The organism is Delftia sp. 11MD (assembly GCF_050907895.1).
GTDB classification, from domain to species: Bacteria; Pseudomonadota; Gammaproteobacteria; order Burkholderiales; family Burkholderiaceae_C; genus Comamonas; species Comamonas tsuruhatensis.
Map to the genome: position 1 here is coordinate 545,107 of NZ_CP194333.1, position 16,820 is coordinate 561,926.

The following is a 16,820-nucleotide window of genomic DNA, read 5'->3' on the forward strand; positions in this document are numbered from 1 at the left end:
TACCTGTATGTGGTGTGGCTGATTCAGGGTATTCCCTAGATCGTTCAAGCGCCTCCCTCGTAGCGCTGGTACGAGTCTCTGGTTTCATGTAAAAAAACTATTGAAATAGAAAAAAACATGATTTAGCCTATCGATATGTGCAGTGGTTTGTCAGTGCATGTTCTGGTCGATTGGACCTGCATGGGTTAACCATGGGTTGTCTATATGTCTGATAGGCGACTTACCGTTGCACAGGTGCGGGTCCATGGAAACTGGTCCGTCACTGAAAAAATACAAGCACGGTGAATATGGTTTGTCGAGGGAGGAATGTTTTGCGTCGCAAACCCGACTGAAGGTGTGCCCGCTCAATGGGCAGTGGAGCAGCGCGCAAGCGTTGATGGAAATCCGCCTTTTTTTGATTGACGCGCAGGATCTGCGCGAAAAATTTTGCTTCCAAACTCACCGGCTGCAAGGTGAGTTGTGGGCTCGTGATTCAAATAGAACTATCCGAGGTACGGCGATGCAAATGCGCTGGGTACAACTGATGGCCATTGCCATTGGGAAAATCATTTTCCTGTCATATCTCCTTGAGAGAACGGGGAATATCATGCATGCTCTCAATCGCCTGCCTGGTTCGGCATTTTTTCGCAAGTGGCGTGCAGCGAAGTGCCTTTTCTCTTTGCTGCTGCTTTCATGCGCGGGTATCTCATCCACGGCACTGGCGGCGACCATCGTCTTCACGGTCACCGACAACAGCGACGCTCCCAATGCCAATGCAACGACACCAACCACCTGTGTCAGCACGCTGGGGGGCACCTTTGCTGGCGCATGTACGCTGCGAGCGGCCATTCAGGCAGCCAACTACACGCTGCAAACGCTGGATCCGAGTGCCGATGTTTCCATCGTCTTTGCGCCGACACTGACCACGTCGGTACGAACCATACAGAGCGGGACATCCAAGGATGCGGCGGGAAACCTCCATCCGTATGTCGACAATCAGACGGTTTACGTGCGCTGTGCCAATACATTCATCAGCGGAGCCCAGTCCGGCGCCGTGACGGGGGCCACCAATGCCTGTGGTCAAAGCCAGATGATCAGCGGCGGCGATACGGGCACCACCACTGGTGCCGGTGGTGCCTGGTACTGGCTCAAAGGCACCGTGCCAGCCGGCACGGGCTCGTTGACCATCGATTTCGGGGGAGTCATACAAGTCCAGAACTGGGCGGACTCCCCCTGGGAAACTTTTTATCTTGGTGGGAAGAACATCACGCTCACCAATTCGCCCAATATGACCTGTGGCGAAGCGGTATTCGTCGTTGGCTCCCCGGCGAACAATGTCACCATTGATCGCGTCGGCCTGGTGAATGTGGCTCCAACCCCTGCTGGAGAGGGGACGCCGTTCAACTGCGAGCTGTACGCGGAGATTCATCAAGGCGCACAAAACGTATTCTTTACCAATAGCACGATCAATTCCGCGATATGGAATGGAAATTACGGCAATAACAAGGGCTCGGCCATTTCCGTTGCCGCAAGCAACGGTACAGGAGGCACGGTTTCCAACATTGTTGTCGATAATTTCACGGTAACGAATCTGCCCAACCCTATCGGGGGAATGCAGCTCGAGCAGTTCTTCCAGGTCATGTCGAACATGACCGTCAACGGATTGACGATCAAAGATTCGAATATCGCACTGAGCCCGACTGGTGGAAATGCGCCCAGGGCCGTGGTGTCGGTTGATGGAACGATCAACCTGGACAATGGAACTGGTCTTGCCGTGACGGGTAATACCTTCTCGCTGCCTATTGCCGCCTATACCACTTCATCGCCAATGCATGTGTCGGCACCAACGTTGAATACGGCAGCCTCAGGCACGACGCAGGTAGTGACGGTGACCGATAACAACTTCACTGGCGGCGGGGACGGGGTGAATATCGGTGGTACGGGTACGGCACCAGGATTGATTGGCAACAACAAGATGACAAGCCAGTCGAGAAGTGCCATTCGTGTCACTGCGCGTGATTTCTTCAAGATTTCTCAGAACACGCTGTTTTCCGTGCCTGTGGCTGCAAACTCAGGTATCAGCTTGCAGACGACGGCCAATGGACAAACCGGATGGACCCCGACCCTTGGCGTTGGCGCCAGTGACACCGCCGCCTGCACCTGGACATTCAATATCACGGCAAATGCCAATGCGAGCGAGCCGGCACCGTATACGGTGGAAGCCTTTTGGTCGCCGACCGGCGCGGGCGTCAACGATGCGCAGGTCTATCTGGGCTCAGGGACCATGGCCGGAGCCTCGGGAACGCTGACCGTTCCTTCGTATCTCAGCGGCCAGGTGCGAGTCACAGTGACGGACAGCAATTCCGGTGGAGCACAAACCTCGCAGCTTTCAACGGCGGCAAGCGTCACCGGTTTTCCCTGTGCCCTGAAATCCGGCGTTCTGGCGACGACCAACAATCAACCTGTCGGCAGCAGCGACTTGCTGGAGGTCTACATTGTTGATGGCCAAGGCAATGCCTGGACGGGGGGCAGTGACACCGTCACCTTCGCAGCGCCGCCTGCAGGTGTCACGTTCAATGGCGGCTCCGCCGCAGTCAGCTGCACGACCAACTCCAGCGGAAAGTGCGCGTCTCCCATCAATGCCAGCAGCAGTGTCGCCGGAACATTCACGACACCCGTGACCTTGTCGTCGTCAGTCGCTGGTGCCACGTTCTCCAATCTTCCATTGGGTGGAAGCCCGGTATCTGGCGCAGTGACCTATCAGCCTTCGCCGGTTGCTTACAGCTTCACCGGGCTGCCGGCCAGCACGACCGGTTCTGAAATCGCCGCGAGTCCGCCATCGATTGCGGCCAACGGCGTCTCCACCAGCACCTTGGCCGTGCAGTTGAAGGATGCTTTAGGCAACCTTGTCACCACCTGTACCGATACGGTGGCCTTCACCCTCAATGCGGGGACGCAAGGCGTTCCTGCCGTCAGCGTCACGGGCTGCAGTGCCGGCATGTACACGGGGACGGTGACATCGCCGGTGCTGGTCGGCAGCGGAACCTTCGGGTTCACCATCAACGGGTCTGCGGCTGTTGCCACCGCAACGATCTCCTATGCGGCCGCAACGCCGAGCACGAGTGCATCGACGATAGTCGCCACTCCGGCATCGATCGTGGCCAACGGCAGCTCCACCAGCGTGCTGCGCGTGCAACTGGTCGATGCCAGCAGCAATCCGATCAACACGTGCACGAACACGGTGGCGTTCACCCTGAACGGCGGAACGCAGGGAACGCCGAGTGTGGGCGCGGCCTCGTGTACTGCCGGCATCTATACGGGCACCGTCACATCGCCCACGGCGGTCGGCAGCGGGATCTTCGGATTCACCATCAACGGCTCTGCCGCAGTTGCTACGGCTTCAGTGAGCTACACGGCGGGTCCGCCAAGTACCAGCGCCTCGACCATCGTTGCGAGTCCGACCTCGATCATTGCCAATGGCACTGCAACCAGCACATTGACGGCGCAGCTCAAGGATGCGTCAGGCAATTCGATTTCGACCTGTGCCAACACGGTGGCCTTCACGCTGAACGGCGGAACACAGGGCTCGCCTGCGGTCGGCGCGGGGTCGTGCAGCGCAGGGGTGTACACGGCCACCGTCACGGCACCTACCGCAGTCGGCAGCGGCACCTTTGGCTTCACCATCAATGGCTCGGCCGCCACGGCTACGGCTGTGGTGAACTACACGGCCGGCCCGCCCAGCAATGGCGCGAATGGAAACCTGATCAGTGCCAGTCCGCTCAGCGTTGTCGCAGACAACACGGCCACGAGTTCGATCAGCGTGACCCTGCGCGATGCCAATGGCAATCCCGCCACGGATACGGCTGCGCACACGATTGTCTTCACCAAAACGGGCGTGGGCACGACCACGCCGGCCGCACCCACGTGCACGATCGCGGCCAACGCCAATCCGGCCACCTGCTCCGTGACGGTGAAATCGGCCACGGTCGGCACCGCAAGCTTCACGGCAACGGACAACGGAGAGGCCGTGAGCAATGGCAGTCCGGTATCGGTCAACTTCATTGCCGGGCCGCCCAGCAATACAGCCAGTGGCAATCTGCTCAGTGCCACACCGCTCTCGGTGATGGCCGACGGTACGAGCACCGGCACGGTGACCGTCGCACTGCAGGACGCCAATGGCAATGCAACCGTCGATACGGTTGCCCACACCATCGGCTTTGTCCATACCGGCGCCGGCACGCCTTCGGCAACTTCCTGCACGATTGCGGCCAATGCGAATCCAGCGCGCTGTTCCATCACGGTGACATCCACCGTCGCGGGTGCGGCGAGCTTCACAGCCACGGACAACAACGGCACCACCACCCAGAGCGTGGCCAATGGCAGTCCGGCCGTGATCAACTTCACGGCCAATGCCGCCGACCCCGCCAGGTCGGGGGTGCGTACCGTCAGCAGTCCGGCCACGGCCAATGGCTCGGCGACGGATGTGCTTGAAGCGTTTGTGGGAGATGTCAACGGCAATCCGGTGGCTGGAAGCGTTGTCACGTTCTCTCCCACCGCAAACATCACCTTCAGCGGTACCTGCACCACCAATGCGGCTGGTACCTGCCAGGTCACCGCCAGGACAACCGTCGCGGGCTCCTACGCTTCCGGCGCAAGCATCGCGGGGGGCGCATTGAGCGGCAGCGGCATCAGCTCCGGCGGCAATACGTACGGCGCTACGGCTGCCTATGTCTTTACGGCAGGTGCCGTCGATCCCGCCAATTCGACCATGTCGGTCGATGTGAACAACCAGGCAGCCGGCGGCGGCCAGGACGTCGTTTCCGTGGTCACCAAGGATGCGTTCGGCAATCCGGTCACCGGCGTTGCCGTGAACTTCAGCGTGACGCCTGCCGGAGCGGCACCTGCCACCGCCAGTTGCACGACTGCGGGTGCGGCGGCGACCTGCTCGGTGTCGTTCACCAGCGTGACCGCATCGACTTACTCGGCTGCCGCCACGGTGGGTGCAACTGCCATCGGCAACAGCCCGCAATCGATGGCCTTTGTCGCCGGCAATGCCTCGGCAAGCAATTCGGGCCTGCGTGTCGTGAGCGACAACGCGGCGGCAAATGGCACGGCAACCGATGTGGTGGAAGCGTATGTGCGCGATGCCGGTGGCAACCCCAAGGGCGGCGAGGTCGTCACCTTTGCCGGTACCCCCGGCGTGAAGCTGAACGGTGGCGCGGACGGCGCGTCAGCCACTTGCACCACTGGAACAAGCGGCACAACTCTGGGCATCTGCTCGATCACTGCCACCAGCACAGCGAGTGGGACCTACAGCATTGCCACCAGCATTCCTGCCGGAACCCTGGGTGGCACGTTCACCGTGGGAGCAAACGCGTATTCGCCAAGCGCCGCACAAATTCATTTTGTGAGCGTGGTGAACCTCAGTGTCACCAAGGCCAACCCAGGCAGCCTGGCCGTAGGTTCGCCCTTCAACTACACCTTTACGGTAGCGAATGCAGCGAGTGCCTTCGGTTCTGCCAGCAGCGTGACCATCAAGGATCTGGTGCCTGCAGGTATCCGCATCACGGGTGCGCCGACAGGTGCGAACGTGGCCAGTGTGGACTGCTCGCCCAAGCCCAACACCTTCCCGTTTACGGGCAATGGCAGCACTGTCCTGACGTGCACGGTGAACTTCACGACCTCGGTCGCAGCCGGTGGCAACACCAGCTTCAACCTGCCGGCTGTGCCGACGGCTGTGGGCTCGAGCACGAACACGGCTTCCTATGATCCGTCCGGTGGTACCAGCCCGGTCAATCCGACGGCAGGTTGCACGACGGACTGCTCGTCGACGCCCGCCACCCCAGTCAACCCTGGTTCGCCCACGCTGACGGTCAGCAAGGCCAACCCCGGCAGCCTGGCTGTGGGGACTGCGTTCAACTACGCCTTCACGGTAGCGAATGCGGCTGGAGCGTTCGGTCCCGCCACCAGCGTGACCATCAAGGACCTGGTGCCTGCGGGTATCAGCATCACGGGCGTGCCGACCGGCGCAAACGTGGCCAGTGCAACCTGCACACCCAACGCCTTCCCGTTTGCGGGCAATGGCAGCGCCGTCCTGACGTGTACGGTGAACTTCACGACCTCGGTCGCAGCCGGTGGCAGCACCAGCTTCAACCTGCCGGCTGTTCCGACGGCTGTGGGTTCGAGCACCAACACGGCCTCCTACGATCCGTCGGGCGGCATCAGCCCGGTCAATCCGACGGCAGGGTGCACAACAGACTGCGCATCGACACCGACCACACCGGTCACGCCTGGTACGCCTGCGTTGACAGTCACCAAGGCCAACCCCGGTAGCCTGGCTGTGGGCACGCCGTTCAACTACGCCTTCACGGTAGCGAATGCGGCTGGTGCCTTCGGTCCTGGCACCAGCGTGACCATCAAGGACTTGGTGCCTGCGGGGATCAGCATCACGGGCGTGCCGACCGGCGCAAATGTGGCCAGCGCGACCTGCACGCCCAATACCTTCCCCTTCGTGGGCAATGGCACGGCGATCCTGTCTTGCACGGTGAGCTTCACCACACCGGTGGCGGCTGGCAGCAACAGCAGCTTCAATCTGCCGGCTGTTCCGACGGCGGTGGGCTCGAGCACGAACACGGCTTCCTACGATCCGTCGGGCGGCATCAGCCCCGTCAATCCAACGGCAGGGTGCACGACAGACTGCGCTTCCACACCGGTGACCCCGGTCACGCCAGGCACGCCTGCGCTGACGGTTACTAAGGCCAACCCGGGTAGCTTGGCTGTGGGCACGCCTTTCAACTACGCCTTCACGGTAGCGAATGCGGCTGGTGCCTTCGGCCCTGCCAACAGCGTGACCATCAAGGATCTGGTGCCTGCGGGGATCAGCATCACGGGTGTGCCGACTGGTGCCAATGTGGCCAGCGCGACCTGCACGCCCAACACCTTCCCGTTTGCGGGCAATGGCAGCACTGTGCTGACGTGTACGGTGAACTTCACGGCTTCGGTCGCAGCGGGTGGCAACACCGGCTTCAATCTGCCGGCTGTGCCAACTGCTGTGGGTTCGAGCACGAACACGGCTTCCTACGATCCGTCGGGTGGAATCAGCCCGGTCAATCCGACGGCCGGCTGCACGACGGATTGCGCATCGACGCCTTCCACGCCGGTGAGCCCTGGCACTCCTGCGCTGACGGTCACCAAGGCCAACCCCGGCAGCCTGGCTGTGGGGACTGCGTTCAACTACGCCTTCACGGTAGCGAATGCGGCTGGAGCGTTTGGTCCCGCCACCAGCGTGACCATCAAGGATCTGGTGCCGGCAGGCATCAGCATCACGGGCGTGCCGACCGGTGCGAACGTGGCCAGTGCAACCTGCACACCCAACACCTTCCCGTTTGCGGGTAACGGCAGCTCCGTGCTGACGTGTACGGTGAGCTTCACCACACCGGTGGCAGCTGGCAGCAACAGCAGCTTCAACCTGCCAGCTGTGCCGACGGCTGTGGGTTCGAGCACCAACACGGCCTCCTACGATCCGTCGGGCGGCATCAGCCCCGTCAATCCGACGGCCGGTTGCACGACGGATTGCGCATCGACGCCTTCCACGCCGGTGACCCCTGGTACGCCTGCGCTGACGGTCACCAAGGCCAACCCCGGTAGCCTGGCTGTGGGCACGCCGTTCAACTACGCCTTCGCGGTAGCGAATGCGGCTGGTGCCTTCGGTCCTGGCACCAGCGTGACCATCAAGGACTTGGTGCCTGCGGGAATCAGCATCACGGGCGTGCCGACCGGTGCAAATGTGGCCAGCGCGACCTGCACGCCCAATACCTTCCCCTTCGTGGGCAATGGCACGGCGATCCTGTCTTGCACGGTGAGCTTCACCACGCCGGTGGCGGCTGGCAGCAACAGCAGCTTCAATCTGCCGGCTGTGCCGACGGCAGTAGGTTCGAGCACCAACACGGCCTCCTACGATCCGTCGGGTGGCATCAGCCCGGTCAATCCGACGGCGGGTTGCACGACAGACTGCGCTTCCACACCGGTGACTCCAGTCACGCCGGGTACGCCTGCGTTGACGGTCACCAAGGCCAACCCGGGTAGCCTGGCTGTGGGGACTGCGTTCAACTACGCGTTCTCCGTGTCCAACGCTGCCAGTGCCTTCGGTCCCGCCAACAGCGTGACCGTCAAGGACTTGGTGCCTGCAGGCATCAGCATCACGGGCGTGCCGACTGGTGCAAACGTGGCCAGCGCGACCTGCACGCCCAATACCTTCCCGTTTGCGGGTAACGGCAGCTCCGTGCTGACGTGCACGGTGAACTTCACTGCGGCAGTGGCGGCCGGTGGCAACACCAGCTTCAACCTGCCAGCTGTTCCGACGGCGGTGGGCTCGAGCACGAACACGGCTTCCTACGATCCGTCGGGCGGCATCAGCCCCGTCAATCCGACGGCCGGTTGCACGACGGATTGCGCATCGACGCCTTCCACGCCGGTGACCCCTGGCACGCCTGCGCTGACGGTCACCAAGGCCAACCCGGGTAGCCTGGCTGTGGGCACGCCCTTCAACTACGCGTTCTCCGTGTCCAACGCTGCCAGTGCCTTCGGTCCCGCCACCAGCGTGACCATCAAGGACTTGGTGCCGGCAGGCATCAGCATCACGGGCGTGCCGACTGGGGCGAACGTGGCCAGTGCGACCTGCACGCCCAATACCTTCCCGTTTGCGGGTAACGGCAGCTCCGTGCTGACGTGCACGGTGAACTTCACTGCGGCAGTGGCGGCCGGTGGCAACACCAGCTTCAACCTGCCAGCTGTTCCGACGGCGGTGGGCTCGAGCACGAACACGGCCTCCTACGATCCGTCGGGCGGCATCAGCCCGGTCAATCCGACGGCAGGGTGCACGACAGACTGCGCTTCCACGCCTTCCACGCCGGTGACCCCTGGTACTCCTGCGCTGACGGTCACCAAGGCCAATCCCGGCAGCCTGGCTGTGGGGACTGCGTTCAACTACGCCTTCACGGTAGCGAATGCGGCCAGTGCCTTTGGTCCCGCCACCAGCGTGACCATCAAGGACCTGGTGCCGGCAGGCATCAGCATCACGGGCGTGCCGACTGGTGCAAACGTGGCCAGCGCGACCTGCACGCCCAACACCTTCCCGTTTGCGGGCAATGGCAGCTCCGTGCTGACGTGTACGGTGAACTTCACGGCGGAAGTGGCGGCCGGTGGCAGCATCAGCTTCAACCTGCCGGCTGTTCCGACGGCGGTGGGTTCGAGCACGAACACGGCCTCCTACGATCCGTCGGGCGGCATCAGCCCCGTCAATCCGACGGCGGGGTGTACGACGGATTGCGCATCGACGCCTTCCACGCCGGTGACCCCTGGCACGCCTGCGTTGACGGTCACCAAGGCCAACCCTGGCAGCTTGGCTGTGGGCACGCCGTTCAACTACGCCTTCACGGTAGCGAATGCCGCCAGTGCCTTCGGTCCTGCCACCAGCGTGACCATCAAGGACCTGGTGCCGGCAGGCATCAGCATCACGGGCGTGCCGACTGGTGCAAACGTGGCCAGTGCGACCTGCACGCCCAATACCCTCCCGTTTGCGGGCAATGGCAGCTCCGTGCTGACGTGTACGGTGAACTTCACTGCGGCAGTGGCGGCCGGTGGCAACACCAGCTTCAACCTGCCGGCTGTGCCGACAGCTGTGGGCTCGAGCACGAACACGGCTTCCTACGATCCGTCCGGTGGCATCAGCCCCGTCAATCCGACAGCCGGTTGCACGACAGACTGCGCTTCCACACCGGTGACTCCGGTGACGCCTGGCACGCCAGCGTTGACGGTCACCAAGGCCAACCCCGGCAGCTTGGCTGTGGGGACTGCGTTCAACTACGCGTTCTCCGTGTCCAACGCTGCCAGTGCCTTCGGTCCCGCCACCAGCGTGACCATCAAGGACCTGGTGCCGGCAGGCATCAGCATCACGGGCGTGCCGACCGGTGCGAACGTGGCCAGTGCGACCTGCACGCCCAATACCTTCCCCTTCGTGGGCAATGGCACGGCGATCCTGTCTTGCACGGTGAGCTTCACCACGCCGGTGGCGGCTGGCAGCAACACCAGCTTCAATCTGCCGGCTGTTCCGACGGCTGTGGGTTCGAGCACGAACACGGCCTCCTACGATCCATCGGGCGGCATCAGCCCGGTCAATCCGACGGCAGGGTGCACTGTGAACTGTGCATCGACACCAGCAACGCCGGTCACTCCCAGCACGCAGGTACCGGTGGCTCCGACGCTGACGGTTTCGCCGACTACGGTGGGAGGTTATCCGCAGATATCCGGCACCGGCACGCCGGGCTACACGATCACGGTGAAGGATGGCTCGACGACGCTGTGTACGGCAATCGTCGCGGCCGATCAGACGTGGAGCTGCACGCCAGGCGGCGGCTTGCCGACGCCGGGTCTGCACACGATCAGCGCGACCCAGACCAATCCTGGCAATGGCAACACCGGACCTGCCACAACGACTTCGCTCAACGTGCTCGGAACGACCTTCACGGGCCCGACAGCCACCGGGGCAGGCAACGCCACGGCGACCTTGAGCGGTGGTGGCGCGGGCTGCGGGTTCGATGTGTCGCAGTCGTACTTCGTCGCGGCTGCGGCGGGTGCGCCGGGCCAGTTGAGCTTCCCGTACGGCAATGTGCACTTCGTGGCCCGTGGCTGTACGCCCAGCAGCTCGATCACGGTCAGCGTCACCTGGCCGGGGCCGGTGACCGGCATGGCGTACTGGAAGTTCGGTCCAGCGTCCGCAGGGGCGGCGGACTCCTGGTATCAGCCTGCGGGTGCGGTGGTGTCGGGCAATACGACCTCGGTGGTGGTCACCGATGGCGGCCAGGGTGATGACGATCGCGCAGCCAATGGCGTGATCGTGGATCCCAGCGGTCCGGCGCGTGTGGGGGCGGCACCGGGTGCCCGGCCGATCCCTGCCCTCGAACCGCGCATGCTCGCCATGGCCATGCTGCTGATGCTGGCTGCAGGCCTGTGGAATCTGCGCCGCAGACGCGGTTGACACACGGTTGAAGAGGCGCTGAACCATCGCCTGCCGAACCTGTTTCGGCAGGCGATTTCCATTGGGTAGAGGCGCTGCATCCCGGCGGCTCAAGCCTGCACGAAACCCCAGGCCGCCTTGCGGGCCTATCGCGCGTGCAACACGCCGTAAATGAGAACAATTTAGAATTTCGCGCTGATGGGTGCCTTGCATCCCTGGGTCCCGGCCGACGCACAGGCGCCTGGCCCCTTCATTCCTGCACGCCTGCCTTCCATGCACCGTTCTGTCCTGATGTTCCGTTGCGCACCGTGATGGACCGCTGAACGCCGCCGCCTGCTCCCCATGACTTTCAAGAAAATCTGGTTCCAGTTGCACTGGTTCGCCGGCATTACGGCCGGCACGGTGCTCATCGTCATCGGGCTGTCGGGCGCGGTGTTCTCGTTCCATGAGGAGATCCTGGGCTGGCTGAATCCCGGCACTGTCTCCGTGCCTGCGCGCGATGACCCACCGCTGGGGCCGCCGCAGATTGCGCAGGCGCTGCGCGAGGCCGGCGAGCAGCGCGTGGTCCAGCGCATCACCGTCTTTGCCGAGCCCGGCCGCTCGGCCCAGGTGGCCTTCAAGCCGCCGGCCGGCCAGCGCCGGGGCCAGACGGTCTTTGTCGATCCCTACACGGGCGCGCAGATGCCCGAGCAACACGGCACGGAGTTCTTCGAATGGGTGGAGCGCCTGCACCGCTGGCTGCTGCTGTCGCGCGATGACGGCAAGCCGATCACGGGCACCCTGGCCGGCCTGTTGCTGATGCTGTCGCTGTCGGGCCTGTACCTGCGCTGGCCGCGCCGGCCGCTGTCCTGGCGCACCTGGCTGACCTTCGACCCGGCGCTCAAGGGCCGCTCCTTCCTCTGGGGCCTGCACTCGGTGGCGGGCACCTGGGCCCTGGTGGCCTATGTGGTGTTCACCTGCACCGGCATGTACTGGGCCTTTGGCGTGGTGCGCAGCACGGTGGATGGCTGGGCCGGCGTGCCGCCGCGCGTGGCCGCTCCCGCGGCGCCGTCCTCGAAACCCGGTGGCGGCCGGCCTGAGCCGACTGGCGCGCAGCAGCCCATCGACATCGCGCCCGGCTGGGCCGCCTTCGAGCGCATCGCCCATGGCTGGCAGTTCGCCCAGCTGCGCCTGCCCGAGCGCGCGGGCCAGCCCCTGCAGATCAGCTGGCTGGATGCCGATGCCGCCCATGAGCGCGCGCGCAACCAGATGGCGTTGCTGCCCGATGGCACGGTGCAGCGCGACGAGCGCTATGCCGACCTGCCCACGGGCCGCCGCGCCGTGGGCGCCATCTACCCGCTGCACATGGGCACTTATTTCGGCATGCCGGGGCGCATCTTCATGACGCTGGCCTCGCTGATCATGCCCCTGTTCGCCATCACGGGCTGGATGCTCTACCTGGACCGCCGGCGCAAGGCGCGCGCCCTGGCCAAGGAGCGCCAGGCGCTGATGGCGGACCCGCCACCGTCCGCGCCTGCAGGCCAGGACACCGTGCTGGTCGCCTTCGCCAGCCAGGCCGGCCGCGCCGAGCGCCTGGCCGTGGCCACCGTGGCCGCGTTGCGCGGCGCAGGCATGGCGGCCAGCCTGCAATCCGTGGCGGCGCTGGATGCCGAGCAACTGCGCCACCATCGGCGCGTGCTCTTCGTGGCCAGCACCTTTGGCGAAGGCGACCCGCCCGATGCCGCGCGCCGCTTTGCCCGCCTGCTGGGCGCGGCCTCGGGCTCGGCCCTGCCGCACCTGCAATACGGCCTGCTGGCGTTGGGCGACCGGCAGTACGCGGCCTTCTGCGGCTTTGGTCATGCGCTGGACCACCAGCTGCGCCGCCTGGGCGCACAGCCCGTGTTTCCGCTGATCGAGATGGATGGCGAGGACGCCCAGGCCTGGCATGCCTGGCAGCAGGCGCTGGCAGGGCATTTCGGCGCCGTGCTGCCCGTGTGCGATGCCCTGCCTGCGTCTTCGGCGGAACCGCTTGCCGATGCCACGGCCTTTGCCGCATGGCCGCTGCAGGCGCGCAGCCTGTGCAACGCGGGCAGCCAGGGCGCAGGGCTTTATGTGCTGGACTTGGCACCGCCCGAAGGCGTGGCCCCGCTGTGGCGAGCTGGTGCGCTGGCCGAGGTGCTGCCACGCCATGGCGCAGCCACCGTGCAGGCCTGGCTGGCTGCCCAGGAATGCGACGGTTCGGCCCCCGTGCAATGGCGCCAGCAGACCTGCACGCTGGCCGAGGCGCTGGCCGCCAGCGTGCTGCCGGCCCCGGGCGACATCGCCCCCGGCACCGCGCCCCAGGCCGTGGCCGATGCGCTGCGGCCCCTGCTGCCGCGCAGCTACTCGGTAGCCTCGCTGCCGCAGGACGGCCATGTGCGGCTGCTGGTGCGCCAGGCCCGCCATGACGGCGGCCTGGGCGTGGCGTCGGGCTGGCTGACGGCGCATGCGGCCCGGGGCACCTCCGTGGCCATGAGACTGGTGGAAAACCGCGCCTTCGAGCCGCGCGAAGAGGCAGGTGCCGAGCCCGATGCGCCGGCCATCTTCATCGGCAACGGCTCAGGCTATGCCGGCCTGCGCGGCCACCTGCTGGCGCGCATGCACGCAGGCCGCCACCGCAACTGGCTGCTGTTCGGCGAACGCCAGCGGGCCCATGACGGGTACTGCGAGGCCGAGGTCTCCAACTGGCTGGCTGCCGGCAAGCTGGAGCGTGCCGACTTCATCTATTCCCGTGACCAGGCCCGGCGCCGCTACGTGCAGGACGCCCTGCGCGAAGCCGCCGAACCCCTGCGCGACTGGATCGCCGATGGCGCCGTGCTCTACGTCTGCGGCAGCGCCGACGGCATGGCCGCAGGCGTCGATGCCGCGCTGGCCGACATCCTGGGCGCTACCGCCGTCGAAGACCTGATCGTCGAAGGCCGTTACCGCAGGGATGTGTACTGAGGTGAAGCGCCGCGTCTTAATGCACAGCGCATGAAACTGGCGCGGCCCAAGTCAGGGACACCGAGCAAGGGCCGCCCCGCCGCGAGGGTGTCGTCCCCCTCCCGCGTAGCGAGAGAGGGCGCCGTGCATACGGGGGAAGGCGCGTAAGCGCCTCAGGGGGTGATGTACCTCTCCTTGCCGAGATTGAGCATCAACCGGTTCGCCCAGCCGAACAGCGCGGCCGAGTGCAGCATGTCCAGGATTTCCTGGTCCGTGAGGCCGGCATCGCGCAGCGGCTGCAGCTGGGCAGCGCCAAAGCTGCCCGGCGCGCGCGTCAGGGCCAGCGAGGACTGGATGATGGCGCGTTCGCGCGCATTGGTGCCGGCCGTGTCGGGGTCGTCGAACATCTGTGCCATGACATCGTTGCGCTTGGCCAGTTGCTCGAAACGCTGGGCGTGGACCGATGCGCAGTACACGCAGCCGTTGGAGCGCGACACGGCCGTGGCCGCCACCTCGCGCTCGGCGCGCGACAGGCCGCCGGGCGCGTACATGATGGCGTTGAAGGCCTGCGAGCGCTCCGACAGCACGCGCGGCTGGCGGGCCAGCAGCAGGTAGAAGTCCGACGTGCGCGCCTTGGGGTGGCTCAGGTCCAGCACGGCCTGCTGCTCGGCCGTGGCCATGGCGGGGTCGAGCACGGGCAGCCAGGACGTCCAGTCCAGCGTCTCGCTGGTGTAGCCGTTGCGGCGCAGCGGCTCGCCCGGTGGCGGCAGGTTGGCGGGGTGCACGAAGGGTGCGGCGGCGGCTTCGGCAGCCGGCGTGCTGGCCTGGCCGCCCAGCGCGACCATGGCCTGCACGCCCGCGAACAGGCGCAACTGGTAGGCGATGAAACCCACCAGCTGGGCCACCAGCACGGTGTCGTCGATGGACAGGCCGGACTCGGGCATGGCCAGCAGGGCCGCGCGGTCGCTCTCGGCCGGGTGCAGGGCCAGGGTGCGCACGAAGTGCAGGGCCGCATCCAGGCGGGCGTTGCCGGTCTGGGCGCCGGGCTGGGCCAGCACGGTGCGCAGCGCGGGCGTCAGGGCGTCGCCCAGGGACTCGGCACGCTGGCGGTATTCATCGGCCAGGGCCTGGACGCCGCTGACGCGGCATTGCTCGCTGGCCAGCACCAGGCGTTCGGCGCGCGACAGGCTGTCGGCCAGGCCGTCGCCCAGCAGCAGGTCCTCGCAGGCCTGGGTGGCAATGGCCACCTTGTCGCGCTGGCGGCGCGTGGCGAAAACGGGGGACTGGTCGGTCAGGCCGGCCAGGCGGTCGATGGTGTCGTTGGCGGTGGTCATGGGTATCTCAGGTCTTGTCTGCCAGGGCCCGCACGCGGGCTTCGGGGTCGGCGGGCGTCCATTCGCCGCCGTCGAGCTCGGGCTCGGAATAGGACTGCAGCTGGGCGTAGTGGTGTTCCAGGTCCTCGCGGTAGAACAGCGAGGCCAGGCCCTGGGCCAGCTTGCGCGCGCCGTCGCTGATGGCGGGGATATCGCCCGACACCGTGCCGTGCGACAGCGCGGCCGGATAGCAAAAGCAGTGCACATGGTCCAGGCCGGGCAGGGCGCCGGGCGTCTTTTCCTGGAACTCGAACAGCGGGCCCAGGTCGGGCGAGTCCGACAGTTCCTGGTCCTCGGCACCCGCCTCGGGCACGAAGCGGTCGCTCCAGATGCGCACATGGGGCGCCAGGTCGGCGAACTCGGGGCGCTGGCGCCAGTCGATGGCAAAGCCGGTGGAGACGATCAGGAAGTCCAGCACGAACACGCCGCGCGGCGTGCTCACGCGCAGCTTGTCGCCTGCCTGCTCCACCTTCTGCACGGCGCAGCCCAGGTTGAAGTGGGCGTTGGCGTGGCGCGAGACGCGCAGCGTGCTGCCGTGCGGCGGTGGCACCTGCTGCACGTTGATGTAGTGGCGTATGCGCCATTTCCAGGCGTCGGGCAGCAGGAACTGGCCGTGCGTGAGGCCGGGCGTGCCCGAGCCCTTGGATTTGTTGATGCGTGGCAGGTCGCTGCGGCGCACCAGCAGGTCCACGCTGGCGGCGCCGTTCTCCAGCGCGGTGGCCGCGCTGTCCATGGCCGACGAGCCCGCGCCCACCACGCCCACGTGCAGGCCTGCCAGGCGGCTGTAGTCGAGCACGTCGGAGGAGTGTGCCCAGCGGCTGCGGTCCACGCCCTGCATGAAGGCGGGGATCTGCGGGCCGCCCAGGCCGTCGCGGCCCGTGGCCAGCACCACGCGGCGCGCCAGCCAGGTGCGCGAGGCGCCATCGGCCGTCACATCGACCTCGACCGTGCCGTCGGCCTGCGGGCGGATGGCCGTGACCTGGTGGCCGTTGCGCACGTCGCAGCGCATCACGCGGCGGTACCAGCGCAGGTAGTCGATCCACTGCAGGCGCGGGATCTTGTCCAGCGCGGCCCAGGCTTCGCGGCCCCATTGGGCGATGAACCAGGCGCGGAAGGTCAGCGAGGGCAGGCCCAGCGCGGGGCCGGTCAGCTCCTTGGGCGAGCGCAGGGTTTCCATGCGCGCCGTCGTGGCCCAGGGGCCTTCGAAGTCCAGCGGGGCCTTGTCCAGCAAAACGGCCGCGATGCCCAGCTGGGACAGCGCGGCCGACAGGGCCAGGCCGGCCTGGCCGGCGCCGATGACCAGGACATCGTGCACGGGCTGGCCGTCGCGGTTGGAGGGAGGAATCCAGGCCTTGGCAGGCCAGCCCAGGGCGACGAGGTCGTCGCGCAGGCGTTCTTCAAGGGCAGCCAGGCCCGCAGGGGCCGGGGCTGCCGGTTCGGTCAGGGACATAGACTCACCAGGAACTCACGAGGAAAGGCGCGCCAGCGGGGCAGGGCCTGCGGGCGCGCGCGGC

Annotated in this window: 4 protein-coding genes; 2 read left to right on the forward strand and 2 right to left on the reverse strand. The window is 65.8% G+C overall.

Translation table 11 applies throughout. The features are described 5' to 3' along the window. The first annotated feature begins 244 nt into the window (after positions 1–244). Together ACRSCF_RS02540 and ACRSCF_RS02545 are read left to right on the forward strand one after the other, a co-directional pair. Positions 245–11,014 carry an invasin domain 3-containing protein gene (locus ACRSCF_RS02540; protein ID WP_244387748.1) on the forward strand — a complete coding sequence of 3,590 codons (10,770 nt, stop codon included), beginning with the start codon at positions 245–247 and terminating at the stop codon, positions 11,012–11,014. A 321-nt stretch (positions 11,015–11,335) separates the two neighbouring features. Next, positions 11,336–13,954, forward strand: coding sequence for a PepSY domain-containing protein (locus ACRSCF_RS02545; protein WP_034368826.1), 2,619 nt, complete (start codon positions 11,336–11,338; stop codon positions 13,952–13,954). A gap of 152 nt (positions 13,955–14,106) precedes the next feature. Here the strand turns inward: ACRSCF_RS02545 and ACRSCF_RS02550 are convergent, their stop codons facing one another. Both ACRSCF_RS02550 and ACRSCF_RS02555 read right to left on the reverse strand, forming a co-directional pair. Next, complete coding sequence (locus ACRSCF_RS02550; protein ID WP_244387749.1) at positions 14,107–15,267, reverse strand: CMD domain-containing protein; 1,161 nt, start codon at positions 15,265–15,267, stop codon at positions 14,107–14,109. A 7-nt stretch (positions 15,268–15,274) separates the two neighbouring features. Then, positions 15,275–16,756, reverse strand: coding sequence for a SidA/IucD/PvdA family monooxygenase (locus tag ACRSCF_RS02555; RefSeq protein WP_244387750.1), 1,482 nt, complete (start codon positions 16,754–16,756; stop codon positions 15,275–15,277). Between the last annotated feature and the right edge of the window lie 64 nt (positions 16,757–16,820).

Coding starts and splice junctions, on each gene's coding strand:
- ACRSCF_RS02550 (WP_244387749.1), bottom strand. CDS start 15,267: ATGACCACCGCCAACGACACCATCGACCGCCTGGCCGGCCTGACCGAC.
- ACRSCF_RS02545 (WP_034368826.1), top strand. CDS start 11,336: ATGACTTTCAAGAAAATCTGGTTCCAGTTGCACTGGTTCGCCGGCATT.
- ACRSCF_RS02555 (WP_244387750.1), bottom strand. CDS start 16,756: ATGTCCCTGACCGAACCGGCAGCCCCGGCCCCTGCGGGCCTGGCTGCC.
- ACRSCF_RS02540 (WP_244387748.1), top strand. CDS start 245: ATGGAAACTGGTCCGTCACTGAAAAAATACAAGCACGGTGAATATGGT.